This is a genomic window from Larkinella sp. C7 (assembly GCF_006149005.1).
Taxonomy (GTDB): Bacteria; Bacteroidota; Bacteroidia; order Cytophagales; family Spirosomataceae; genus Larkinella.
In genome coordinates, this window is sequence record NZ_VBSL01000027.1 from 14,062 (window position 1) to 39,150 (window position 25,089).

The window sequence follows — 25,089 nt, forward strand, 5'->3', positions numbered from 1 at the left end:
CTCGCTTTACAATCATCGTAATTTGGGTGCTTTGGGGGCATTGGCACATTCTGATTGCCTTTCGGCAGGGACAGAGGTTTGCGATTTGAGCATTCCATTATGATATATTTCAATTTGGCATCTTCCACCACGCTTTACCACGTGTGGAACATCCGGCTCGAAACAGGTTATGCTATTGTCTCGTGCAGGCACCAAATTATACCCTCCTTTTCCGTCGGTTACTTTATTATGTAATGTTTTACCCCTGCAATCAGTACCTATAATTTTTCCGGCAGCCGGAAAGGGGGCAACCGGTCCACAACTACCAATCTTTTTGCCTTTATCGTACCCTCCTTTTCCGTCGCAGATCACTTGGTATTTGACATCATTTACACACGTATCTCTTCCCGCAACAACGTCCCCCCGTTGACATACTTCTTTCTTCTTTACCGGAGCGGGAGGAGGTGACTTTTTGAACCAAAACCAATACACAAGTCCCGCAATCAGGAGCAGCAGGGCTGCCAGAATAGCCCACCGGTATTTACGATACCAAGGTCGCAAATCCGGATCTTTTTTAGTGGTTTCTTCAACGCGCGGTCTTGGCGGAGGAGGTGGTGGTGGCACCAGCTTCAACTGGCTTTTGCAAAGTGAACAGTAGTGATCGTCAAAGCTGCTCAGAATTTCATTTTTGAAATCCGAAGGCTGCAAATATTCCGGCATCGACTTGTACGGGCAATCTGTGCGTTTTCCACAGCCTTCCGGTACGGGCAAATAATAGGGGTTATATTTCTGAGGTGGGGTAGACGGTGGCTGCATAGAAATATTTTCGGAATAAGATGATAACCTTCGTAGATAAGCGGCATAAATTAGCAAATCCCAGGAGCCGACGCGTCAATATTACACAATATGTCTAAAAGGTTGATGATCCATTTGTAAAATCATGAATCCCCTTAGAAAGAATCATGGAATATGGTATTGCGAATGAAGATGTAACCACCCAATTTTAGCAGTTTTAAAAATTGATTTACCCCGGCTGATTATCCCTGATAAATTCCATCCTTTTCCAAGAACGTTGACTTAAAACGGAATCCATTTATGCCACAAGTTATCTGGGAGCAACCAACCCAAAACCCAAAAAAAGTAACCCTAACCTTTCCGCCCGTAAACCAGCAATTTGATTTGGTTCAGGAAGAAATCATCAACCAGTTGGCCGGCAGTGCCAGCAAATCCGTCCGAATCCACCTGGACGGTTCTCCGTACGAGGCCGATTTCACCAACCTGCAATCCGTTCCGCAAAAAGTGGGCATTCCGTTGAAAAAACCGGGCAACACTGCTCCGCTCATCAGTGGCGATGTCTGCACCATCGAACAGAACGGGCAGTGGCTCAGCCTCGACGGCTGGCAGCCCAATCAGCAATACATCCGGCTGAAACGCCTGAACGGAACGCCCCCTCCTCCCCCACCCGACTACAAAAAATGTAACAACTGCCATACCCCGAACCGGCTGGATGCGGTCGTCTGCCGCCAGTGTGCCGGTACAACCTTCGAGATCATTTACAAAACCGTTTAACCGGTCCTTTTTCCTACCACTCATGAACATGGTTTCCCTGATCGCCAACTCCGGCATCCAGTTTATAGATATTCCCCTTAACCTCGGTGATACGAGCGCGGCCCCCAAACTGCGTTTTGAGTATGCCGAACAGGAAGACCCCGACAACGACCGGGTGTATCTGATCATCCCGTACATGCTCGAAAACGGAAAGTACATCAGCCGCCTGGACATCAACGCCGAAGCCTTCCGCCCCGACCGCTCCATCGATGAAAGCAAAATCAGGCCCGAAAACCTGAACTACATCCGGGAAGATCACCTGATCAATCTCCAGGGTCGCTATGCGCTCGATGTCCTGGAGGGCGTCTGGCTCCCCCTGCCCTATTTCCGCACCGATCACTACGACGCCGGCAAACTGATGCCCGGCCCGCAGTCCTGGGCGCGCATGTACCTCGGCCGGATCAGCTCGCAGGAAAAAGCCGAGGGCAGCCCCTATACCCACAAACTGGTGCTGGCCTTCGATACGCACTGCGACGACAAGTATGACCCACGGCTCAACCATACGTATTACGTCGTGCCGGATTCCAGCGATCCGGAAGGTGGCAACACCCGCTTCAAGTGTGCTACCCACGAAGACACCAACGGTTTTTTTCTGTCGCAGAAACGCGTCAACGACTGGCTGGAAGAAGTGATTACGAAACGGAAAAGCCGGATTCCACGCCAGCTTACCAGCGAACCCCACCACCTGCTGCACCTGGGGCTGTATATGACGCTCCTGAAAATGATCGAGCAGACCAATAGCTGGCCCGTCGTAACGCTGCAACAGGACGCCCTGGGCCGGAGCATCGACGTCAACCTGGTGCTCGACGTCGGCAATTCGCGCACCTGCGGACTGGTGCTGGAAAGCAGTGCCCGCGAGCGCGACGCCGAACTCGCCCTGACAGACGCCAAACGCCTGAAAATCCGGGAACTCCGCAACCCGACCCACACCAGCAACAAACCGTTCGAGATGAAGCTGGCGTTTATGGAAGCGTCTTTTGGCAAAAAAGAAGGGCTGACCGACGACTTCCTGTTCCGCTGGCCCAGCATGGTTCGGGTAGGAACGGAAGCCACCCGATACGGGGTCATTTTCGGCGACAACCAGGCCGTCAACGACCAGTATGAAATGACCTTTTCCAGCCCCAAACGGTATTTGTGGGACGCCAAAAAACGCGAAAAGCCCTGGGGCTATTTTTCCGAACACACCGAGCTGATGCAGAATTCGGCGTCGAGCCTTCCCCTCGCCAACCTGTTTACGAGCGACGGCATGCTAGTCGATAAGGCCAACAAACTGGCCAGCGCAAACGGCCCGGGACTGATCTACCGGAGCGGCCAGAATCCGCTCTACGCCCGCAGCGCACTGATGACCTTTGCGCTGACCGAAATTCTGCTCCAGACGCTGAGTTACATCAACAGCTACGAGTTCCGCAACGAACGGGGCGAAGCGGGGGTGCCCCGGCGGTTGCGCCGGATCGTGCTGACCTGCCCGACGGCCATGCCCAAAACCGAACGGGTCAAGCTGCGCGAATGTGCCGCCGACGCCCTTCAGGCCCTTCGTGAATACTACGGGGACAAGTACAAACTGATTTCGCCCGACCTCGAAATCATTCCCGACTACAGCAAACTGGCTGAAAACGACCCGGTTGAAAGCCGCATTCCGAAAAACCTGAAAGACCTGCGGGAAAACCACGACCCCGTTCGGCTGCGCACCTCCTGGGGCTATGATGAAGCCACCTGCAGCCAGTTGGTCTTCATGTACAACGAGATCGTTCACCGGTTTGGGCCGGAAAATGCCCCCCGGTTTTTTGAGACCATGGGCCGTCGGCGCACCGACGACCTCGACCAATCCCGCAAATCGCTGATGATCGCCAGCGTCGACATTGGCGGGGGAACGACCGACCTGATGATTGGCCACTATGAATACGAACCGGGCGCGGTCACCAGCCTCTACCAGAACCCGGTTTTCTGGGAAGGATTCAACCTGGCCGGCGACCACATCATCAAGAAACTCATTGAAGAGTGTGTGTTGCCGCAAATCGCCCGCGAAGCCCGCCGATTGGGTTGTGGCCGCGCGGGGCAGGTTTTGTATTCGCTCTTCGGCCCATTCCAGAGCACCGATACCGACCACAAACGCACACTCAAGAAACATTTTGCCAACCAGGTAGCCACGGTTATTGCGCAGGGCATGCTGGGACAGATTACCGCCCACCCCGATCAAACCCGTCAGGTGGCTTTCGATGAGTTTTTTCAGGAACACGAAGCGCCGATTCCGAGCGTGTTGCAGTATGTGAACGAGGGATTCCGGCGCGAAGGGGCCACCGGTTTCGACATCCGGCTGATGAGTTGGGAAGTGTCGCCGGAGGAAATCAACCAGAAAGCCATTCGTAACGTCATCGGAACGATGCTCCGCGATTTGTGCGGCATCATTTCCCAGTACCAGTGCGATTACGTCCTGCTGTCGGGTCGTCCGTCGACGCTGCCGGTGGTGCTGGATCTCTTTCTGGAAAACATGCCGGTTTCGCCCGACCGGATTGTGCCGATGAACCGCATCCGGGTGGCCACCAGCGAAAAATTCTGGTATCCCTTCAGCGATCCCCACGAATACACCATCAAGGACCCCAAAACCTGCGTTTCGGTCGGGGCTGCCATCGCCCTGCTCTCGGAACTGGGGCATCTGAACGGTTTCCGGCTCGACACACGTCTGCTCGCAGCCCGCATGACTTCCACTGCCGACTACATTGGGTTGCTGACGGATGGCCAGCCACCCCGCATCAAAAACGAGCATGTGCTGGCCGTCCCCGACGATTCATCCATCGAACCCATCGACGAAATCGAGCTGACCGGTGCCAAAGATACCTTTCTGGGGATGCGCCAAATGGCGAGTGATCAGTGGATTGCCACGCCTTTGTACAAAATCGAGTTCGACAGCGAACGGGCCAGAACTCTGCTCATGCCCAAACTGCCGCTCAAAGTCCGGATTGGTCGCCCGAACCTGCGCGACAAAGAAGGGCTGATCCTGCGCAATAACCTGACGGTGATGGACCCGCAAACGGGCCGCGACATTCCGGCGCTGAAGCTGACGGTTTGTACGCTGACCGATCCGCACGGTTACTGGCTCGACACCGGAAATTTCTATCTGGACCCTTATTTGAACTGACAACCAGGCTATTTCCCATGATTTGATTGACTGGCTATTGCAACCCGTATGAACGCTCAATCCGACTTTACGCCACCCGATCCATTGCCCACTCCACTTGATTCGTTCGTCAACCACCTCCGCGACCTGCTGGGTCCGGAGGTGATTGCGCGTCTGCGGCAAAACCCCAATCTGGCCCTGCCCTACGCCGACGAAAACAGTAGCGACAATGACTGGCTCCGCCGGGGGTTGCAAACCATTCTGTCGTCCGACGATCTCGAAACGGTGGGCAGCCGGGCCAGGGATTTGCCACTCACGATCAGCCGACCGTTGCAGCAGCAGATCGAGAATTTGCGCTGGGAGCAACTGGAACAGCAGCAGGCACTGACGCTCGCGCTGGAGCAGAAACAAACCGCCGAAACCGGTCGCGAGCAGGCCGAAATCGAGGTGTTTCGACTCCGGAAAGAGCGGGCGGCCATGCTACCAGCGGCTGAGTTTGTGCGGTTATTTTTCAGTACTGCCGCCGAAGCCGGTATCCGGAACCTGCTCATCGAAGCCACGGAGTCGCCCACGCCCGACCTCAACGGTTTTCTGGCGGCTTTTGTGGGCGGGTGGACAGCCTTGCGGGCGTTGGAAACGAGCCCGAACGAATCGCCACAGGATGCGGTTCGGCAATACCACCAGGCGCTGACCGATTTGCTGAGCGCCTTGGCGGGCCTGTACATTCCCCAGCGTCGCGCCCTGCTGGATAAGGTGGCCCAATGGGCGTCGAACCACTTTGAGGATTTCGTTTTTGTGTCGCCCGAAGAAACCCGGCAGGTGGACCCGGCCCTTCACAACGTGCAGGGTCTGGGGGGAAATACCGTCCGCGAAGGCCGGTCGTTTGCCGTCATCCGGCGGCAATCACGAACCGTGGTGATTTACGCAGACATCCTTACCGAATAAAGATTTTTGATAACCTGAACGGGTGTTCAGGCATAAATATTCGAAAACATCCCGAAACCCATTCACTATGTTTCCTACTCTATCTCAGGAAAGTCTGCAATTACAGGAGAGCATTCGGCGCGGCACCGAATGGCTGAGTTTATACGAAGAACCCGAAAAACGGCTGAGTACGCTCGATGAACTGGGCAAGCTGCGCCGACGCGCCAAACGGCTCGAACAGGCCGCCAAAATGCGTCCGGCACTCGCCCTGTTTGGCATCAGTCAGGTTGGAAAATCGTACCTGGTTTCCAATCTGGCCCGCATTCCCGGCCACAATCTGTTGCAGATCGAATCGGCGGGAATACCGGCCGAAACCGTTCGGCAAATCACGGGGCACGACGGGCCGATCAGCTTTATCGACGACATCAACCCCGTGGGGGGCGGAACCGAGGCCACCGGCGTGGTGACGCGCTTTACGACCTACCACCAGAACAACGAGGGCGGTTATTTGCTGCGGCTGCTGAACCAGTCGGACATCGTGAAAACCATGGCCATTGGGTATCAGTACAACATCATCAATTCGAAATACCCCGAAAAGCTCACGGTCGAGCAACTGGATCAACTGCAAAACCGCCTGGAGCGACAACGGCAGGCCACGATTCAGCCGGGAATGACGGAAGACGACATCCTGGATTTGCGGGATTATCTATCGAAATATTTTCAGGGCATGGACCTCATCGGCACCTTGCGTCGATACAATTACTGGGAGAAAGTGGCCGCGATTGCGCCCTATTTACGGCCCGGCGACCGCTGGGCCATTTTTGCCCCGCTCTGGCACGAAGACGAGTTCATGACCAACTTATTCAACAAACTGAGTCAGGGGCTGATCGAACTGGGATTTGAGTCGGAAGTATGGGTTGGTCTGGAAGCCGTTGCGCCCCAGAAGCAGACGATTGTCGACGTCATGCGGCTGTATGAAATGGACCAGGCCGACAGTCAGCTCAACACCGTAACGGTGGTCACCCGCGACAAAAAGCGGATTCAGCTCACGCGGAGCATTCTGACCGGGCTGACCTCCGAGCTGGTGTTGCCCCTGCCCAAAGCGCTCGAAAATCACCCCAGCCGCCGGTTTCTGCAACACGCCGACATCCTCGATTTTCCGGGTGCGCGGAGCATGGAAGGCTCACCGGAAAACGTTTTTCAGCAGGAAACCGAGGTTTCCAAGAAAATGGACCCGTTTCTGCGCGGAAAAGTCTTTTACCTCTTCAACGCCTACAACGATTCGTTCGGGATCAGCAGCCTGCTTTTCTGCATGCACAACATGCAGTCGGAGGTGAAAGGCACGCTCAACATCAACAGCATGATCAGCCAGTGGATCGGCATGAATGTGGGCCGCTCGGCGGAGGAGCGCGAAAAACGCGAACGCGTGCTGAACAACCTGGTGCCGCTGGATGCCCGCGTCGGCGTCGACCGGATCAATCCGTTCTTTCTGGTGCTGACCAAGATCAACGTCGAGATCGACGAATGCGACCCTACCCGGGTGGGCCGCACGGACCTCTACGACCACATCTGGGAAAAACGGCTGGAGCGGTTTTTCGACAAGGAATTCGACAAGGTTTCGACCGACAAATGGACGCGAAGCTGGAACGGCCAGAACGATAGTTTCAAAAACACGTTCATGATTCGCGACCCCCGGTATTGCAAAGTCTCGTACCAGATCACGGACGGCGTCGAAACCTACAACGAACGCTACACCCCGGCCTTTGCCGACATGGAACGCTCGTTTGTAAACAATGAACACACCAACCGGCATTTTCACGATCCGATGACGGCCTGGTATGAAGCCACGCAGCCGGGCCGGAACGGAATCGATTACCTGCTGAAATACCTGTTACCGGCCTGTCATCCGGCCATCAAACAGGAACAGATCCGGGAAGCCCTGAATCGGGTTCGGCAGGAAGTGGGGGAGGCTTTGTGCCACCATTACGAGGGCGGATCGGTGGAGGAAAAACTCATCCGCGCCCGCGAACGCCGGGATCAGCTTCGCAAACCGGTCGGACGGTTGATCAAAGAGAAAAAATTTGGCCGCTTCCTGGCTTCCTTTACCGTCGCCGAGCAATTTGTGAACGGCAAAGAAAACAGCCTGTGGGATCGCGAGCTGGTTCGCCAGGTGATGAGCCAGCCCGATCTGTTTCTGAAACAGGCTGAATCGACCAGCGCGGGTAGTACGTCTGAAGATCCAGATGGCTTAAATGACTTTGTTAATGACCTCCTGAATGTAGGACCCGCTAGTGAGGAATCCGCTCCCAAACCAGCGCCGGGCTCGGTTTTGGCCACCCGCTATGCAGAAAGCCTACTAGGGCAGTGGGTGACACAACTCAAGCAACTGCGCACCGACCGACAGTTTCAGGGGCAGTTTGGCCTGGCCGAAAACGAGGTAACGATTCTGGTCGATGAAATGGAGCGGAGCATGGAACGCGACAGCCTGAAAGTACGGGTTGCCGAAGACGTCAGCCCGTACATTCACCAATCCGATAACCTGGAGGTGGTTCTGACGCTGGGCCGGGCCGCCATCAACGACTTCGTCAATACGCTGGGCTGGTCGCGGGTGAGTGCCGACGACAAACTCAGCAACAAGGCCGTCTACCAGTCGGCGCCCAACGTGGTGGTTCCCATTTACGGCAATCCGTTGGCCGACGTGCCGGCGAAAAACCAGTTGACAACCACGGTGGATGATCCGTCCCGGGTTTTCTATAGCCAGTGGTTCAGCGGTTTCGACAAGTCGTTTGAATACAACGTCCTGCGCGAAGCCAACCTGACCGACCCCGAAAAAGCCCGGGTAAATGGCCTGCTCGACACCATCATTAAAGACCTTGGTTATCAGTGCCAGTAATCGGTTAGCCCGTTATTCTCATGCCCGCCCACTATCCCATCTTCAGTACGTCGCTCTCCGCTTACCGGCCGGTTATCTGGTTAGCGCAGCCCGTTTACACGCGCTACAACCAGCTTCGGGATCTGCTCCGCAGCCGCCTGGGCGAAAGCTACGCGCAGCTTCTGGCCGAGCCGCTCATTCCACCGCCCTACGAACAGACGCGCACCGAAGCCCGCTGGTTTTCCGATAGTTTTCGGCAGGGAACGCCCTTACCCAACCTCATTCCTCCGGATCGCGCCCGCGTCAGCCAGTTGCTGGATGCCCAGCTCTTCGCCATCCGCCAACTGGCCGATGAACTCGAACGGACTTCGCAGACGGAAAACCAGCAACTGGGAACCCTGCTGCGGCTCGCCATCGAAATTCCGGGGCCGGAATGCGTGCTGACCAACGGCGATCAGGCGGTTTTGGTGCTGTGGGGGTTTGAATCCGATCGCAGCCGCCAGGAACGGTTTCGGGTCAATCAGTACCTCAAACACCAGATTCCCGAACCGCCAGCGTTGCCGCCGGTGGTGCCGCTGGCAACGTCCATGAATCCGGTACTGTCCTCCAATCCGACCCCGCCCCCGGTACCGGTTCAGCCGGCACCGGACACCGTGAAAACCCGGCGGTGGTGGTGGGACTGGCGGTGGCCACGCTGGTTCTGGTGGCGACGGCAAACCGACGGTCCGGTGGGTTGCGGGTGCATCGGCTGGCTGCTGGGACTGCTTCTGCTGTTACTCCTGCTGGGGTTGTTGTACTGGTTCTGGCCCGCGCAATGGGGTCGTCCCGTTGGGGTGGGCGTACCGGGTGTCGAAACCGGGCCGGGCGAGATGCCCGGGTCGGGACGAACCCTCAGCCCCCACTTGCCGGATCGCCCGCAGGGAATTGTCGCGCCCGTTGACTCAGCTCAGATTATTACCAACCCGAAAGACTCCCTGCAACGCCCGATTATTGGCAACCGATTGAACGTCTTTTTGAAAAAGGAGGTCAATCTGGTCGCGTTTGTCAACAAAGTGAAAGCCAGTTATACCGACAACGAATTGCAGATCGTGGCCTTCGATACCACCCTGAACGCCCTGCAAGTCCAGATTCCGACCGATCAGCGGGATGTCTGGCGCGACCGGCTTCAGAAAATGCCGGAAGTGTACCTGGTTTTCGACGAAAGTCTGTTCCAGTCGAGCGGTCTGCCCAACGATCCGGATCTGGCAAACCGGACCAGGAACTGGTATTTCGAAGCCATTGGTGCTTTTGAAGCCTGGAATATCACCCGCGGCTCCGATCAGGTGACGGTGGCCGTGCTGGATGGCGGTTTTGATACGGGCCACCCCGAACTCCAGAACCAGATTGTGCAAGCCCGCAACATGACCGCCGAGTCGGGGAAGATCAACACCGACAGCCCCGTCGGTGGCCGACACGGTACGCACGTCGCAGCCACCGTAGCCGGACGGGCGGGCAATGCCGCCGGCACTTCCGGCATTGCACCCAACTGCCGGGTCATGGCCGTTCAGGTAGGCACCGACAAACCGAGTACGTTAGCGATTGTTTTTGGTCTTCAATATGCCATTAAAAACGGTGCCCGCGTCATCAGTCTATCGCTGGGCCGCAGTATTCCGGCTCCCGCAGCGGCCAAACTGGCGGCTATGCCCGAAGCCCGGCAAAACGTCCTGCTGGCGAGTTACCAGCAAAGTCCGGCCTATCAAACCGAACGCCAATTGTTCGAAACCCTTTTCGGCGAGGCTTCGCGCAATGGCGTCGTCATCGTGAAAGCAACCGGCAACGAAAATATTCCGGCCGGTTTCGACCCGATGAACGATACGCCGTACACCATCAATGTGTCGGCGGATGGTCCACCCAACCAGGCGGGCCAGTTCGAACGCGCTTCCTTCAGCAATTACGGCCCGTTGTCGACCGTGTCGGCACCCGGTGTGCAGATTTACAACGCGGTGCCGGGCGGAGGCTACGACTACATGAGCGGTACGAGCATGGCCACGCCGATCGTGGCCGGTGGCGTGGCGCTCATGTGTTCCCTGCGTCCGGACCTGAGCCCCGACCGAATCCGGGCTATTCTGGTAAAAACCGGCAACCCGCACCTGGGCGGGAACGGCAAATCCATCGGGCCGCTCATTCAGTTGCACAAAGCCCTGGAAGCCTGTCGGCTGGAGCCAAAAGATGCGTGTGCTGCAACGCTCGACAGTCTGAAACGGGAAATTGCCAAACTCAAACGCCAGCCCTAACGCCTATGCCCCGGCAACTGATTGCCACTACCCCCACTGCCGGCCTGCGCCCCGTTTTCGGCTCGAACGTTGGCGAAGGCGTCAAACGATATCAGACCCTCCGGGAGTTGCTAACGGTGGGCAGCGGCCATGCGGTTTTTGCCGAGCCCGTTATCGAACCCGGTCAGATTCGCTGGTTTAGCGATCTGCCCGGTGCCATTCAGCCCTATCAGGAACTGTCGCCCGAATGGCAGGCCAAATCCCGGGCGGTTTTGCGGTATTATACCGATCTGGCGTATGACCAGATTCAGCGCTACCACGACGCGGACGACCTGCACCGGATGCTGGCCGACTGCCTTGAAATTCCGCAGGTTAAAAACCTGTATCTCATTGGCAAACGCCCGGTTTTAATCCTGTGGGGCTTTCTGAGCAGTGATTTCAACCCCGCCCGTGGCCTGGTTCACAAGCTGACGCAGCAGGCCGTTGCACCCCGGATGATGCTCAACACCAAAGTGGTGCAAGCCGTTGACCAGAAGCCGGTTGCCAACGCGACAGTATCCCTGTACCACGGCGGACAGACGTATCAACTGACGACCAGCACCGACGGAAACGTCAGTTTCCAGCAGATCGTCCCCATCGATCCGCTGGTGTTTCAGGTGGAGGCCGCAGCCGACGCGTACGCCGTGGCAACCACCACGCTGACCAGCGAAAAAACCGTTGCCGACCTCATTTTCGACGGTTTTTATCCCCTCATCACCACCTTAACCTTGCACCCGCGACTTGAAGAACACGCCTTCCCGCTCCAGCTTATCGATCTTGCTACGAATGAACCGGTCAACGGTGCCACGGTACGGCTAACGACCGCCAATTCCGACCTTACCCAGACCAGTTCGGAAACCGGCCTGGTTTCCTTCAACCCGGTTTTGCTGTTGGCCGGTGAAAAAGCGGTGGTGTATGTGACGCATCCGGATTTTGCCGACGAGCGCCTGGAACTGGCGGCCGGGGACCAAATCCGCGTTGTGGAACTGAATTCATCCGGGCTTCGGGGGCGTCGCGGTGCGTTCAGCGTCAATCTCCGCTGGTTTTCGACCGACGACCTGGATCTGTTCGTTTCCGATCCCGGCGGCAATCTGCTCAATTACCAGCAACGGGAAGTGAATTTCAGAGATAACCTAGGCATTCTTGATCTGGACGCCAACGCCGATGACGATTCGGCCACGACCGAGCCGCAGGAAAACGCCTACTGGGAGAAAGCACACGCGGGGTATTACACCATCGAGGTTTCGTTTTATAAACGCCGTTCGCCGAAAGGACAGGCCGTTCCGTTCGAGATCACGGTTCAGCACGGCAATCAGCAGTACGTCCTGCAACGGGAGACATCCAAAGAGGGCGAGCGGGTTTTTGTGGACCGGTTTCACCTCTGACCGCTCAAAAAAACGACCGGCCGTGATAACCTTTTTTACGGACGGGCATCAATAGACATCCCGGCGCTCCCGGCGCTTTACCAAACCATTAGAAAGCCCTTTCCGCATGAAACGTGAACTTCTTACGACCCCCCTGAAACGCATTCGGCCGGTATTTTTTAACGTGGGTGAAAACGTCAAACGGTATGAACAGGTGCGTGGCCTGTTTGTCAACGGTCACGACCGTTTGTTTGCCGAACCCCTCGTAACGGGGGCTGGCCGCGATGAAATTACCTGGTATGGGGCGTATTCCGGCGATTTCCGGACGCTGGCATCGTATTCGCCCGAGGAACAGCAACAGCTTCTGCCGATTCTGAACGAGCAGGTCAACTCCCTGTTTCGCGACATCATCCGGTATATCAAAAAAGGGCCGGGGCAATATGACCGGGCCAGCTACCGGAATCTGCGCCAAAGTGTCGAGAGCTTTCTGGAAGTACCTTCGACGGAACATATCCTGGTATTCAACACACCCGACGGCCCCCGGTTTACGCTGACCAATTGGGGGTTTATGTTCGAAACGGAGAAACCCGAGCGCAACATCATCCGGAAACTGGTGCCGTTTGGGGTCACGCCCGTGGTGATCAGGGCCACGTACCGGCCAACGAACCTGCCCGCAGCCAACGAGCCGCTGGCGGTTGAGTTTGAAACCCATAAACGGACGCTGACAACCGACGAACAGGGCCTGTTAACGATTGCAGAGGTTCCGTATCTGAGCGAAATAACGGTGTATCAGCAGGACGCCGGTGGGCAGCCGGTGAATCGGCAAACCGTCTTCGTGGATGAACGAAACCCGGCGGAACCGTATCCGGTTTTGCTCGAACGACTGCCGTTTTCCATGTTTTTCCGGGTGGTAGACCAGCACGGACGGGCGGTTCCCAAGCACCATATCCGGCTCGATTATCAGGGGATGCAACTGCCCGCCCAGGCTGATGAACAGGGACGGTTGCTGCTGAACAATACCTATTACGGCGAAAGTGTGCAGTGTTACGACCTCGTCGATAAAAAAGAGCCGCTGGTCAAAACCTACGTCCACGAACGCGGCCAGGCCGACTATGTGATTCCGGTTTTTATTCCGGACCCGCTCAAACCGGTGAAGCGCGGCCTGGGTTGTCTGGGACTGCTGCTGGGATTGCTGGTGCTGCTGGTGGCCGGGCTGATTGCCTACTACTACTTCGCCTATGACGAAAAACCGCTCTCCCAGCATCAGTTGAACGCATCGGTCCGGAAGCATCTCGCGCCCCACAAAAACCGCCTTTCCCCCCCGGATAGCCTGAACCCCGTCGCCCCCGATTCGACCGCCGTATCTCCGGATACGCTGAACGAAGCCGGTCCGGAAATTCACGACGACATTGCGCTGTCTCAATGCAATGGCGGGCAGGACGGACAGGATTATCAAAGCCCTGACATCAAGGTGGTGATTGCCGAATATGATCTGGGCAAGGAAGATGCCACCTTCGCGCTGGACTACTACACGGATGCCGTCCCGGATCAGATCGAGGTGTTTGAAGGCCGCAAAGACGACATCGATGAGGATTCGAAACCGCTGTTTATTTACTACGGCAGCACGATCTACGACAGTTGGTCACGGGCATCCATGCAGCAACTCATCAAAACCAAAAGCCAGTATGTAACGGTTCGGGTCACGGGGCAAACCATCTGGAATTACCGGGTCAATTGCCCACTGAACTGAGCCTGCCTTCAACGCCGAAAATAAAACTCGTCGCCCGTCAGCGAAGTCGACTCCCAGGGAATCTGTTCGTTGTTGGTTTTCTGCATCACATCCGTGCGCACCAGCCGGAAAACGGATTCGATCGAGACATTGGGCTTCTGGATGTGTTGCAGCAAACTTTCGGTGTAGGTGCCGTTTTTACCGGTTCCATCGGCGGCCGTACTGCCGGGCGCGGTGGCAAAGGCAATAAGCGTGCCGGTTGGAGCTTTGATCGACGCCGGGCCGCCCGAATTGCCGGCATCCCGTTGCTGGGCCGGTTTGACGAACGGATCGTTTCGGCAGGCATCCATCACCAGAATATTGACGCGGGTGTTGGCGGCTTCCATTTTATTCAGAATATGCTGTAGACCGACGCATTCTGATTCGACATCACTCTGCTTCGTCACTTCCACCGGAACCAGGTAATTCAACCCGTTGCGCTGAACGCCATGACCGGCATAATAGACCATCCCGACCGTGTAATTTTCCTTGCTCAGCACCTCTCCAAACGTATTGATGGCACTGATGAGGGCAATCCGGTCGACATTTGTGCATTTGATCACCCTGAATCCCAGGCTGGTCAATGAGCTGGCCATCGCGTCGGCATCGTTGACCGGATTGCCCAACGATGGAACCCCCTTGTAACCGCCGTTCCCGATCACCAGCGCCAGCCGTTTATCGACCGCCGACTTCGCAGCCGCAATTCGCTGGGCCATCTGGGGCGTCAGCGTAAATTCCAGCCGGCTCACGTTGCCCACCGCGTCCTGTGCTTCCAGTAGAATGGGGTAATCGCCCCGGTCGGTCAGTTGCACCACCGGCTGAAACGTCCCTTTTTCGTCGAGCGCAACCGACTGCCCGTTGAGCGTGAGCCGATCGACCTTCGAGGGATCGGTAACCCGCCCGATAATGGCGACCTCACCCGTTTTAGCCTTTGCCAACCGGGCCATGCCCCGGGCCGCTTCCGGCAGCGAAGGGCTGATCACATCAATTTGCGGGCCAACGGTATCCCGCACGGCCAACACCGGTGCTACCTGTTTTCCGGAAAAATGAAAGCCAATCTGTCGAAAAAACGCTTCCCGGTCGCGTTCATACGCCCCCCGGCCTTTGAAAAGAATCGTAACCGCCTGGGAAGCCGCCTGATCAATCGATTGAACACTGCAATGGGGAGCCCTGACAACGGCGACCGGCTCCGGCTGCCCGGGGTCGAAGGCTTCCAGTTTGACGATCACCCGCGGCACCGACGCATCCAGCGGGCATTTATCCGTCAGACAGCTTAACTCGATCCGCCACCCGGCCTCGCCGGCCTGCGAACCCGCCACAACTGAATATTTCCGCTCGCGGAGCAATCCTTGCAAAACCGGCAGGACGGACGTCAGCTCGTGGGTGCTTCCCGTCTTCACCACGACCGCTACCGGCGGTTCGGCCACGGCCCCAAAAACCGTGGCACACGCCAGCCAACTCCCCATCAGAACCGACAGCACACTCAATCGGAATCTCATCATCGTCTCTTCTTAGTTGGTGGTTTTAAGCATCAGCCGGGCCTGTTTATCCCACAATTCCTGCAGTTTCTTTCCGCCTTCGGTCACCGTACATAAAGCCGTGCCGCCATCCTCGACCTTTTTAATTTTGGCAAAAGCAACTTCCTCATTCACAATTCGTTTGGTTCCGTCGGGCCGGGCTACTTCGCGTTGGTTAGTGATGATGATGCGCGTGCGCATGCCCGGCAGCGGAAAAGGAAACAGAATACCGTCTTCGTCCGATGCCGATGCTTTCGAGGTCAGCCCCTCGCCTTCGACCCGAAAGCTGATGATGCCTTTTTTGTCGCTTTTTTCGAGCACTTCCAGAATTTGCATACTGGCCGGAAATTTTCGGCGGGCAAAACTTTCCGCCTTGGACATCAGGGAATTCATGGCGATGTTGACCAGGTAATCCCGATCCGAATTGCTGCTGGAAGTGGACGAACTCTGAAGCGTTTCGAACTCACTGACGCCGGTTTCGAGGTCGGTTACCTGCACTTTGGCTTCCACATTGCAATTATTATAGGTCACATTCCCGATCCGCTGGTTACTGAAATTCACTGCCGTTACCTCGCCGTTGATCATAAACTGCGCCCCGGCCAACTGCCCGGCCTGAATGGCGTTGGTCTGATCGTATTTGTCGTCCAGCGACTTTTTCTGCTGCTGAACAATCTCATCCAGGGTGGAAGAATCGACGGTTTTAACCCGCCTTGAACTCGTGAGACCCGAAAAAACGGCCGAGGTGACCCGGTCGCTGTAGTTTCCTTTGAACGGAAACACGCTCACAACCGGCTGCGACGAAACCTGCGCCATCGTCAGGGGAACCACAAAAAGCCATGCAGCTAACGTAAAGAGAACTTTCATAGTAAACGTGATTTGTTTTTAACGAGAGAAAAATTGGTGTTGAGTACGCGGTTATTTATCCAGTTTTTCAAGAATTTCCTCCAGCCTGCGAATCAGCGAGGGCAATTCGCTCCGGGCCTGGGCCACAAGTTGCTGGGGTTGTTTACTCATTTTGACCACGATCTGATACCGCCGGATGATTTCCGTCGTTTTGGGTTTTACCCAGCGCGTATCCTGTTGAAAGCCAGCCCGGCAACGTTCCGGCATATCGGCCTGATCGTAGAAAAGCATCTGGTTCAGGGAATCATAGAAATTCTTCTGATTGCGGTAAAACGTGTCGAATTTTTCGGCAAACTGCTCGGCATTATCCGTGCTGATTTCCTCATCCATCCGCTTCAACAGCGGCAAATCTTCCCGAATACCGGCCAGCGCCGTCTCGTTTACGTAGCTGTCCAAAGGCGGGCAGGGCGCTTGATCTGTTACTACGGGTGGAACGGGTGGTTTCGGCGGAACACCGCCCCCTCCTCCCTGGACGGGGCGAATGGCCATCTGCTGCTGCGGGTTCTGGTTCTGGTTGTTCTTCGCAGCCGCACTTTCGGTCAGTTTGACAACGGTTTTTATAAACTGGTCCCAGGTCGGCTTTTCCTTTGTTTTCGACGACAGCAGCCGGTTGGTCGCCACCTGCCAGGAAACCCCCAGCCAGCCGCCCTTCGGATCACTGAAGGAGTACTGGTTGCGTTTGCAACTGCTCAGAATCAGACTCCCGGCATAATTCCGAAACAACGCGTTGTACTTGGCGGCATCGGCACTTTCCGGTGCATCCATCGGAATGGCCTCACGTTTGCTGGTGACGGGCGGCTCATCGCTCCGTTCTTTGTTGCAGGCTTCGCCAATCACCAGCGCCAGACGCGGTTTTTTGGCCAGAATCCGTTCGTAAATCGTTTGCAGATTTCGGGAACTGGTTTCCAGCGTAGCGCGGTCGGCGTTGGCTTTTCCAAAAATCAGGGAGGGGTATTCGTTCTGACGGTTGTTCCAGCCGTGTCCGATAAAGTAAAACAGCACCACATCGTCGGCGTCCACTTTCAGAGCGTCCAGTTTCTGGTCCAGTTCGGTGGCCAGGCATTTGGCCCCGCTATAAGCCGCCATTTCGAGTGATAAACCGGCGTATCGGGCAACGTTGGGTCCGTAATTGCCGGTCAGGTAATTGTACGTTTTACGGTTGGCATCGCCGAGGGTCGGATCATCCGTGTCGGCAAAAACGATGAAATGCAGTTTCGCCTGCCCCAGCGACGATGTCGTCCCCGGGCCGGCGAAACAGAGAAGAAAGAGAAGGGCTAGGACGCGCATAGGGCTACTGCGGTTTTACGAATGTTTTTCCCCGGTTGTTTCCGGGTTGCTTCCCCGGTGTTTTAGGGTTCTTCTTTTTGTCACCGGGCTTGTCCGGTGTTTTCACCCCCGGTGCAGGCTGAACAACAATTTTCTTGAGCTGAGCCTGGATCTTCTTAAAGTCAGGCTCGTTGGTTTCCAGCGTATTAAAATCCGTATAGGCAAAGGCAGTCGAAAGCAGGAAGTTAACGTGGTTGAACCGGTCGAGGGAGCGCGGGTGTGATGAATACACCGACTCGCCTTTTTTGGCGGCCACATTCCGGAACGCGAGCATGGCGTAATTCTGGCTTCTCAACGCATAGCCCGTGGCCGCCAGGTCGGAGGCCCGCTGGCTGTTGTCCTGCCGTTGCTCGCCGGTCTCCGAAGCGTTCATGACATATTGCAGGGCCGCAGCTTCCTCCGGCGATTCACCGGCTTCCTTTTCATCCCGCGCCAGTTTACTCCAGACTTTAGCGGCCTGCCGGGGGTCATAGCCGGCCATGAACATGTATTGCAGCCCGATGCGATCGGCCTGGGTTTCCTGTTCGCGGTTATAACTGCTGTGGTACATGTCTTTGGCCGCCTGAATCAACTTGGCCGGTACATCGCTGCCGGTTTGGTAGCCGGTTACCGTGCTACCGAAATCCGCCAGTGCCTGCCAGTCTTTGCCCGTTCGGTAGCTTTTGGTGTGGTGCCGCTGGGTAACGTGGGCAATTTCGTGGCCCAGAATGGCCGCCAACTGGGCCTCGTTTTCCAGTTGTTTGATCAGTCCGGTATGCACAATGACCGTTCCGTTGGGATAGGCCGACGCGTTGAACGTATCGTCGTGAACCAGATAAAACTTGAAGTTGATAAAATCAGGGTGGTTGGGATCCAGTGATTTCAGGTATTCCGGAATCAGTTTCTGCCCCACATCATTGACATACGCAAACAGGTTTCGTTCGGTCACAAAGCGATACGACATGTCTTTCCCGATCTGTAAAACATCTTTGTTCATGAACAAAGCCTTGTTGATGGCCCGGCGCATCAACAGATCGTCCTTACTGATTTCAACCGGGCGCATGGTGCCGGATTTGACAAAAATAACCCCGCTCGTATCGCGCCGACCCGTTACGGTCAGTTCGGCTCCCAATTGCATTTGGTTAAACGAGTTGAAAGTTTTGTTTTTCCATTCGTCCTGGCCCTTCACCTCGGCTTTGGGGTCCATCCGCACCTCCTGTCCGTCGATGATCGCCCGGTTTCCATCCCGAAATTCGAGAATACCGCTGACTTTGGCCTTCCCGAAATAATCATCATCCAGGTAAAATTCTTTGGCGATGTTCCGCAACGTTCGCTGGTAATGGTCGAAATGGAAGCTAATCTCCATACCGGCCCGGAACGAGGACGGCGTCAGTAAATCCTGGGGTTTCACTTTCCGCCGGACCCCTTTCGAATAGCTCACCCTGCGTTTCGGAAACAGGGTTGAATCGGTCATGAATACGTGGCTATACCGCCCCTCTTCATCGTTTTCGGCCAGCACCAGCATGTATTTATAAGGCGGTTTAAACTCGATGATAATCCCTTTTCCGGTTTTATCGAGGGGCACTTCGTCCACCGGCGTGTCCGGCACCACCGGAGCTACGGGCTTCGGAGCCGTTATTTCCGGCTTCGATTCTTCCTTTTTTTTCTTGCCCTTCTGGGCCACCAGGGTCAGCGGCAGAACGAGCAGCATTCCCATCAACAGGTTGATACGCATGATTTTCATAAGACCAGGGTTAAATAAAAAGGTATGGCCGAGTCAACGGCGAATTCAAAACTTCATTTCGTGCGTTGCGCCACCGCGCTGCGGGTCGTCAGCACCAGCCGTGTTTCGGCCAGTTGGGGCAACCGGGCCATGCCGCGATCCACACACCGGGCGTTTTTCAGCGCATCTTTCAGCGTTCCCACGATGATGTCCGCGCCGTGTTCGTTCGGTTTGGTTTCGACCGAACAAAACCGGGTGGTCGATGCCGCAGCAATCAGGGTTTCCTGACCAAAAGGCGGAATACACTCAAACTGATCCGGAAACACGATGTCCTTGTTTTCCTGCCCCGGTTTAATCTCGAAGTCATTCCAGAGCAGGGCAACCTCGCCGTTGGTCTGCACATAGAGGAGCCGGACGTGGCCGGGCTTATTGACCCGGATTTGCACCGTCATGGTGTCTTTTTCCCAGAATTCCAGGTTTTTCCGGGCCGTCCCGGAGGCCTTCATCGTAATTTGAAAGGGTTCGGCTTTGGCCTCCACGGGCGGAGCCGAAGCCGGTGGCGCTCCGGCCGTAATGGTCTGCTGGGTGGCAATCACTTCATCGTTCTGTTCCGGTTTCAGTTGAAGCCCCTTCTCCTGCACCCAGGTAACGGGCAGATCCAGATTCGGCGTGAGTTTGGCGAAACTGTTGTCCGTAGCCGGATCAAACAGCTCGGTCATGATTTCAACCTGACCGCCCCGTTGCCGGTAGCTTCCGCGAATCCCCAGCCCCTGGGCCGGATCGTCGGCCACCACAGTCAGGCCTTCGTCGGTTTTTAGCCGCTGACGAAGCTCGTTCACCAACTGGTCGGAAAACGCATTGGTGAGCTGGCTGTTGTCATACGAAAATTTTCTTACCACCACCGGTTTCTTCTTGTCCGGCAGTTTTTCCGTGATGCTTTTGGCCAGGCGATAAACCGCCCAGCTCAGGCTGCGTTCACGCTGGCGAATTTCGGCCAGGTTCACATCCACCGGAAAAGAAACAGCCTGGGGCGGAATGACGGCGGCTTTTTCGATCTTGACAATCCGGTAGTTCTGCGGCTCAAAACCGCTCGATTCGGTGAGGATATCGAAGGAAAAATGGATCGCCAGCGGGGTCGTCCGTTTGGTTCGGGCCGTTCCCGGTTTGGCAAACTCCGTCGTTTGGGTTACGTAGGTAACCATCACCAGTTTCCCTTCCTTGTTGCGGCTGAGCACGTATTTCTCCCGATCCAGATTGGTTTCCGCAGCGCCCTTGAAAAGGCGAAACTGTTGCGAATACTGCTCAACGGGATACGACTCCCCCATCAGATCGCTGAACACAAACGTCTCTTTACCGGCAAACGACTGGGCAATCAGAATCTGTTGTTTGCTGTTGAACTCCCCCTGCGACTGGCAGTAAAAACCGGCCGCGTTCAGGGCGCTGGTATAGTCTTCCAGGGCCGTACGGCAATTGACAATGAACGCGGTGCTATCTCCCCGGGTGAAGCGTTGCTGAGCCCAGACCGCCGAAGAACCGCCCCATAGCGACAGGAAAAGCAGACATGCAGTAGCCGTATATTTTTTCATAAATCTCATCAGCGTTAGGGTTACAGAACAAGGGGTTCGACGGTTCGGTCGATGTATTCCGGTTGTTGGGAAAATCCATTTTTCTGGGTTTGGGCAATCACTTCACTGCGTACGTCCTGAAAAACATCCCCGATCCGTCGTCCCCGCCGAAGGTGCGCGAGCAGGGCCGCCGTATAGTATCCGTTCTCCTTGGGGCCATTCCGGGCGGTGGAGCCGGGTGCGGTGGCCAGGGCTACGTAGCAGTTATTGATGCTGTTTTCGACATGAATCCGCTTGAATCCGCGACTCAGCCCACCCTGAGACACCGGGCGGGGCTGCTCGCCCGCAACTCCCGAAAGCCGAACCGACCGGGGGCTGTCTTTTTGGGCGGGAGCGGCAGTTCCGGCGGGTTTACTGAACGGGTCGTCGCGGCAGGCATCGATGATAATGATGCAATAACGGGGCTCCTGTTTCTGAATCGCGTCGATCAGGTTCGTCACCGAAATGGCCTGCAAATCCATGTCTTCCGGGTTTTTAAGCTGCGCATCGACGGGCAGAAGGTAATTTTCACCCCGGTGCTGCACGCCGTGGCCGGCATAAAATACCAGCGCGACATCAGCTTTACCGGCTTTTTTGTAAAATTCCAGCAGCGTTTTATCGATGCCTTCCCGCGTCACATCGGTGACGAGCATGGTTTCGAAGCCCAGGTCAGTCAGCCGTTTTTGCATGGCTTTGGCGTCGTTTCGGGGTTGCCCCTCCAGACTGTTCACGTTCTTGTAGTCGGAGTTGCCAACCACCAGTGCCACCCGCCGACCGTTAAAATTGGAAGCTGGCAGCGCACCGGTTTTGCCGCCAATTTTCAATTTCTGCTCCAGTTGTGCCTTGCCCACCAGGGCATCCGGAAAATCCGGATCGATGTCCAGCGATTGCTGGTAGTATTTCAGCGCCTGCTGCGGTTCGCCTTTCTGTTCATAAGCTTCACCCAGATCGCAATACACCCGAAAAAGCTGGCCGTGTTTCAATTTCAGGCTGGTCTGAAAATCGGCGATGGCCACATCGACCTGGCCTTTCCGCAACCGCGCCCGGCCCCGGTTTCGATAGGCATAGGGCGAGTTCGCATTGAGATCGATGCCTTTCTGGGCCGTGGTTTCGGCTTCGTCGAACCGGCCGTGTTTGGTTTGGCAGTAGCTCAACCCACTGTAATAATCCGCTTTGGAGGGCGCGCGGTTGATGGCCTGCTGGTAATCGCGGGCGGCCCGTTCATACTCGCTCAACTGAATGTAGATATACGCACGCTGGGCGTAGTATTTGGCCGGTCCCTCATCCCGGCGGATGGCCTGATTGACGTCCTCCAGAGCCTCCCGGTACGCTTTCACGGCGGGCAACGAGCGAACCACCGCACTCCCGTGATAGGCTTCGGCGGCTGTCAGGCCATCGGGCTGGATTTTCAGGACCTCCCGATAGTAGCCGATGGCCTTCTGTGGATCGGTTTCCCGGTCGGCCAGCTCCATCCATTGCAGCGCCGTCCGGGCCGACTGGGCCTGAATCGACGGGCCGGAAAAAACGGCCAGACTCAGCAGCAGCACGAAAATTGACAGGTTTTTCATCGCAGTTGACTCGGTTGATTCCAGTGAACGACCAGGTTGGATGCCTGAACCCAGGGCTCCCGACGACCGGCCGGAAACGGCACGGCATCCGTTCGTTTGCGCCGGTAAATCTGCGGGCTTTCGACCGAAACCGTAACGCCCTCCAGCACAATAAGCTGTCCGACCACGACCTTATCCGGGTTCTCGATAAAATCATCACAGTATTCCAGGTCGAACGATTGAATCTGGAACCGGGCGATGGCTTCGGGGCGCAGCCGCAGGGCCAGAAGCTGGGACAGCGTCAGCGTATCGGCTTTTTCACCGGTGATGACCACCACGGTATCCGAGCGCATCAGTTGTTTCAGTTTACCCAGGGCCGGGGTTTGCCGGGTTGAGTCGGCCAGAAACCGAACAAACCAATGCTGCATCTGTTCGTGGTAGTCGGCCACTTTCGCAATGGTCAAACCCGGCAGTTCGACCGCGTCGGCTTTCCGCCGGATGCTGTGAATGACCAAATCCTGGTAGGTCCCCTTTCGCTCCGTCGCATCCAGTTCAAGCACCCACTCGTCGAGTTGCCGCAGCGGCTGCCGGCCTTCGCTCAGGATGCCCGTCAAGGCTACCGACGCGGTTACTTCAAGGCGGGTGCGGTTCTTCTTTTTGCCCACTTGCCGCATCCGGGTCGGCTGAAGCTGGAAATGAAAGACATCTTCCCAGAACAGTTGCGAAAAACCGTTGACCCAGTTCCGGGCGGTCGTTTGGGGCGAAACGTGCTGGTAAATAACCGCTGGCTGGCGCAAATCCGGAATCTTCACCGTGTCGGCCACAAAAAAGTCTTGCCAGGAAGCCAGTTTCCGGGTGTCGGTCTCGGCCGAATCGACCCGGCTGCTGAGTCGATTGACCCGGTTTTCCCACTTCGCCAGCCAGTTTGCCACGGCCGGATTCACCAGATTGAATCCGGCGGGTTTATCGGGGGCGGCCCAACCAGCCGTACTGGAAATCCAGCCACCAATCAGAATCTTTAGCAGTGTGTTTTTCATGCTATTCATGTCAGTCAGACTTTTTAGACGATGCGGACCATTTCATGTACCGGCTCAGGGCGGCAGGCAGGGGCGTTCGGTACTCGACGCTGTAGAGGTCGGTAATCAGCCAGCCCGCATTCTCTTTTTCCCGGTGAAAATCTTCCAGTTTGAGCAGCCAGCCCCGGCGAATATCCAGATACAGATGCACTTTCTGGGTTTGTTGTAACGTCAGGCTACCGTCCTGAACAGCCTTCGACAGCCGGATCAGCGTTTTACTAACCGGATAGGCCGAAAGCGTGAAGGCCAGGAGGTTTTCGCGGTTGCGCAAAAAATTAAACAGATTCAAAAACCGGGTTTCGTGCGTTTCAGAACTGATAAACAGCGAACGATCGTTGCGTCGGGACGTATCCAGTCGCATAGTATCCGTCCGCGAAGCCTTCAGAAACGGGGCCTCCGCGTCGATAATTTTCCAGTCCGAATAGGAATCTGTCCGGTTTCTTTTCAGAAAAAAGGTGACCTTCTGGGGCGTATTTTTATACAAAACCGCGTATTCCACTTCACCAAATAACTGCTCCGTATCCTTCGGCAGCAAAACCGCGGCTGTGTCGGCTACGATCGTTGACACAAACTCATCCACCAGGGTTTGATAGGCCGGGCTGTGTCGGCCCGAGCGCGCATTCAGCCGCGGGTCATCTTCGTTGAAAAGCATCCGAAGGTAACGTTCCCGCGGGTAGGTCAGCCGACTCAGGGAGTCGAAAGCCTGCTGCGTCGGCGTTTGCTGGTAATTGAGCCGGTGCAGAAAATCACTCACAAAAGCCACGCGCTGAATCATGAACGGTTCGGCGGGCCGACTCACCACGGACAGGTAGGTCGGCCTGGTCACCGAATCCGCAGAGAGCCTGGTCAGCGAATCCGTCGCCGGTTTTTTGAGCGTATCCGTCACTCCGGCAAGCCGGAGTGTATCGGCCGCCCCCATCGTTCGTGGCCCCTCGATAACCGCCGGCGTCTGGCCCAAAACCGCCAGCAGCGGAACGGCTCCCATTACTACTTGCCAAATTGTCATTCGCGTTGTGTGCAGTTAGTTATCGTCCCGAACCGTGGCATCCACCGTGATATTCCCCAACAAAACCATCCAGTTTTTCTCTTTGTAGAAGGGATCTTCCCGCACCCGCAGGTCCGCTTCTATCTTCTTGGTGGTTTTATCCTGATAAACCGGGACGCCATTTCGCCAGGCTTTAAAGGCCTGAAAATACTGCCCCGTTGCCTGGTAGGACCCATCGGGTTGCTTTCTCCAATCATCCAATCGGACCGATTCGAAGTTGGTAATCTGCACTTTATCGTACTTGAGTGCCTTGATCTTTTCCAGGTATTGCCGCAATGGCAATGTAGTCCGCCCCCCCGTATTGATATTGGAAACCTCAACGCTGACATCTTTCTTGAACATCAGCAGGGCCTGCCGAATGGCACCATTGCGCTCATCGAAAGGACGGTCTTTGTCCGCGATAATTCCCAGGTAATCCACAAAGGCTTTGATCCGGATTTTAGCTTCT

16 protein-coding genes and 1 pseudogene are annotated in these 25,089 nt (G+C 56.0%); 7 read left to right on the forward strand and 10 right to left on the reverse strand.

Annotation, left to right across the window (positions count from 1 at the left end; translation table 11 throughout):
- Positions 1 to 12: 12 nt before the first annotated feature.
- Positions 13 to 795 carry a hypothetical protein gene (locus FH871_RS30455; protein ID WP_138995106.1) on the reverse strand — a complete coding sequence of 261 codons (783 nt, stop codon included), beginning with the start codon at positions 793 to 795 and terminating at the stop codon, positions 13 to 15.
- Positions 796 to 1,074: 279 nt separating this feature from the next.
- On the opposite strand from FH871_RS30455, the gene FH871_RS30460 reads away from it, so the two are divergent.
- From FH871_RS30460 to FH871_RS30490, 7 genes are all read left to right on the forward strand, one after another.
- Positions 1,075 to 1,548, forward strand: a complete 474-nt coding sequence (locus tag FH871_RS30460; protein ID WP_138995107.1) for a hypothetical protein — start codon at positions 1,075 to 1,077, stop codon at positions 1,546 to 1,548.
- Positions 1,549 to 1,570: 22 nt separating this feature from the next.
- On the forward strand, positions 1,571 to 4,723 hold the full coding sequence (locus FH871_RS30465; RefSeq protein WP_171063008.1) for a virulence factor SrfB: 3,153 nt from the start codon (positions 1,571 to 1,573) through the stop codon (positions 4,721 to 4,723).
- 48 nt (positions 4,724 to 4,771) lie between these two features.
- Positions 4,772 to 5,647, forward strand: coding sequence for a hypothetical protein (locus tag FH871_RS30470; RefSeq protein WP_138995109.1), 876 nt, complete (start codon positions 4,772 to 4,774; stop codon positions 5,645 to 5,647).
- 67 nt (positions 5,648 to 5,714) lie between these two features.
- Positions 5,715 to 8,519 (forward strand): virulence factor SrfC family protein, encoded by a 2,805-nt coding sequence (locus tag FH871_RS30475; RefSeq protein ID WP_138995110.1) that lies wholly within the window; start codon positions 5,715 to 5,717, stop codon positions 8,517 to 8,519.
- A 20-nt stretch (positions 8,520 to 8,539) separates the two neighbouring features.
- Positions 8,540 to 10,771, forward strand: coding sequence for a S8 family serine peptidase (locus tag FH871_RS30480; RefSeq protein ID WP_138995111.1), 2,232 nt, complete (start codon positions 8,540 to 8,542; stop codon positions 10,769 to 10,771).
- A 5-nt stretch (positions 10,772 to 10,776) separates the two neighbouring features.
- Entirely contained in the window at positions 10,777 to 12,174 is a 1,398-nt protein-coding gene (locus FH871_RS30485; RefSeq protein WP_138995112.1) for a collagen binding domain-containing protein, read from the forward strand.
- 106 nt (positions 12,175 to 12,280) lie between these two features.
- A complete protein-coding gene (locus FH871_RS30490) occupies positions 12,281 to 13,903 on the forward strand; it encodes a hypothetical protein (RefSeq protein ID WP_138995113.1) in 1,623 nt (540 codons plus the stop codon).
- Between the two features lie 8 nt (positions 13,904 to 13,911).
- Here FH871_RS30490 and FH871_RS30495 read toward each other — a convergent pair whose 3' ends face one another.
- From FH871_RS30495 to FH871_RS33335, 9 genes and pseudogenes are all read right to left on the reverse strand, one after another.
- The gene (locus tag FH871_RS30495; protein WP_138995114.1) at positions 13,912 to 15,423 is read right to left on the reverse strand and encodes a caspase family protein; all 1,512 of its coding nucleotides are present in this window, start codon (positions 15,421 to 15,423) and stop codon (positions 13,912 to 13,914) included.
- Positions 15,424 to 15,432: 9 nt separating this feature from the next.
- Positions 15,433 to 16,302 (reverse strand): CsgG/HfaB family protein, encoded by an 870-nt coding sequence (locus tag FH871_RS30500; RefSeq protein ID WP_138995115.1) that lies wholly within the window; start codon positions 16,300 to 16,302, stop codon positions 15,433 to 15,435.
- A 51-nt stretch (positions 16,303 to 16,353) separates the two neighbouring features.
- Positions 16,354 to 17,628 (reverse strand): caspase family protein, encoded by a 1,275-nt coding sequence (locus FH871_RS30505; RefSeq protein WP_138995116.1) that lies wholly within the window; start codon positions 17,626 to 17,628, stop codon positions 16,354 to 16,356.
- 4 nt (positions 17,629 to 17,632) lie between these two features.
- Positions 17,633 to 19,390: a M48 family metallopeptidase gene (locus FH871_RS30510; protein ID WP_138995117.1), complete on the reverse strand. Its 1,758-nt coding sequence runs from the start codon at positions 19,388 to 19,390 to the stop codon at positions 17,633 to 17,635.
- A 53-nt stretch (positions 19,391 to 19,443) separates the two neighbouring features.
- The gene (locus tag FH871_RS30515; protein ID WP_171063009.1) at positions 19,444 to 20,955 is read right to left on the reverse strand and encodes a DUF4384 domain-containing protein; all 1,512 of its coding nucleotides are present in this window, start codon (positions 20,953 to 20,955) and stop codon (positions 19,444 to 19,446) included.
- Positions 20,956 to 20,975: 20 nt separating this feature from the next.
- Positions 20,976 to 22,541 carry a caspase family protein gene (locus FH871_RS30520; protein ID WP_138995119.1) on the reverse strand — a complete coding sequence of 522 codons (1,566 nt, stop codon included), beginning with the start codon at positions 22,539 to 22,541 and terminating at the stop codon, positions 20,976 to 20,978.
- The gene (locus FH871_RS30525) at positions 22,538 to 23,557 is read right to left on the reverse strand and encodes a hypothetical protein (RefSeq protein ID WP_138995120.1); all 1,020 of its coding nucleotides are present in this window, start codon (positions 23,555 to 23,557) and stop codon (positions 22,538 to 22,540) included. The genes FH871_RS30520 and FH871_RS30525 overlap by 4 nt, the downstream gene beginning before the upstream one ends.
- A gap of 10 nt (positions 23,558 to 23,567) precedes the next feature.
- A complete protein-coding gene (locus FH871_RS30530) occupies positions 23,568 to 24,602 on the reverse strand; it encodes a hypothetical protein (protein WP_138995121.1) in 1,035 nt (344 codons plus the stop codon).
- Between the two features lie 15 nt (positions 24,603 to 24,617).
- A pseudogene (locus tag FH871_RS33335) lies at positions 24,618 to 25,089 on the reverse strand (hypothetical protein); the annotation flags it as partial.

What these genes read in the sequence shown, in the direction of transcription:
- FH871_RS30490 (WP_138995113.1), top strand. Translation starts at nt 12,281, where the DNA reads ATGAAACGTGAACTTCTTACGACCCCCCTGAAACGCATTCGGCCGGTA.
- FH871_RS30520 (WP_138995119.1), bottom strand. Translation starts at nt 22,541, where the DNA reads ATGAAAAACCTGTCAATTTTCGTGCTGCTGCTGAGTCTGGCCGTTTTT.
- FH871_RS30515 (WP_171063009.1), bottom strand. Translation starts at nt 20,955, where the DNA reads ATGAAAAAATATACGGCTACTGCATGTCTGCTTTTCCTGTCGCTATGG.
- FH871_RS30475 (WP_138995110.1), top strand. Translation starts at nt 5,715, where the DNA reads ATGTTTCCTACTCTATCTCAGGAAAGTCTGCAATTACAGGAGAGCATT.
- FH871_RS30505 (WP_138995116.1), bottom strand. Translation starts at nt 17,628, where the DNA reads ATGCGCGTCCTAGCCCTTCTCTTTCTTCTCTGTTTCGCCGGCCCGGGG.
- FH871_RS30530 (WP_138995121.1), bottom strand. Translation starts at nt 24,602, where the DNA reads ATGACAATTTGGCAAGTAGTAATGGGAGCCGTTCCGCTGCTGGCGGTT.
- FH871_RS30485 (WP_138995112.1), top strand. Translation starts at nt 10,777, where the DNA reads ATGCCCCGGCAACTGATTGCCACTACCCCCACTGCCGGCCTGCGCCCC.
- FH871_RS30460 (WP_138995107.1), top strand. Translation starts at nt 1,075, where the DNA reads ATGCCACAAGTTATCTGGGAGCAACCAACCCAAAACCCAAAAAAAGTA.
- FH871_RS30495 (WP_138995114.1), bottom strand. Translation starts at nt 15,423, where the DNA reads ATGATGAGATTCCGATTGAGTGTGCTGTCGGTTCTGATGGGGAGTTGG.
- FH871_RS30480 (WP_138995111.1), top strand. Translation starts at nt 8,540, where the DNA reads ATGCCCGCCCACTATCCCATCTTCAGTACGTCGCTCTCCGCTTACCGG.
- FH871_RS30465 (WP_171063008.1), top strand. Translation starts at nt 1,571, where the DNA reads ATGAACATGGTTTCCCTGATCGCCAACTCCGGCATCCAGTTTATAGAT.
- FH871_RS30500 (WP_138995115.1), bottom strand. Translation starts at nt 16,302, where the DNA reads ATGAAAGTTCTCTTTACGTTAGCTGCATGGCTTTTTGTGGTTCCCCTG.
- FH871_RS30525 (WP_138995120.1), bottom strand. Translation starts at nt 23,557, where the DNA reads ATGAAAAACACACTGCTAAAGATTCTGATTGGTGGCTGGATTTCCAGT.
- FH871_RS30510 (WP_138995117.1), bottom strand. Translation starts at nt 19,390, where the DNA reads ATGAAAATCATGCGTATCAACCTGTTGATGGGAATGCTGCTCGTTCTG.
- FH871_RS30470 (WP_138995109.1), top strand. Translation starts at nt 4,772, where the DNA reads ATGAACGCTCAATCCGACTTTACGCCACCCGATCCATTGCCCACTCCA.
- FH871_RS30455 (WP_138995106.1), bottom strand. Translation starts at nt 795, where the DNA reads ATGCAGCCACCGTCTACCCCACCTCAGAAATATAACCCCTATTATTTG.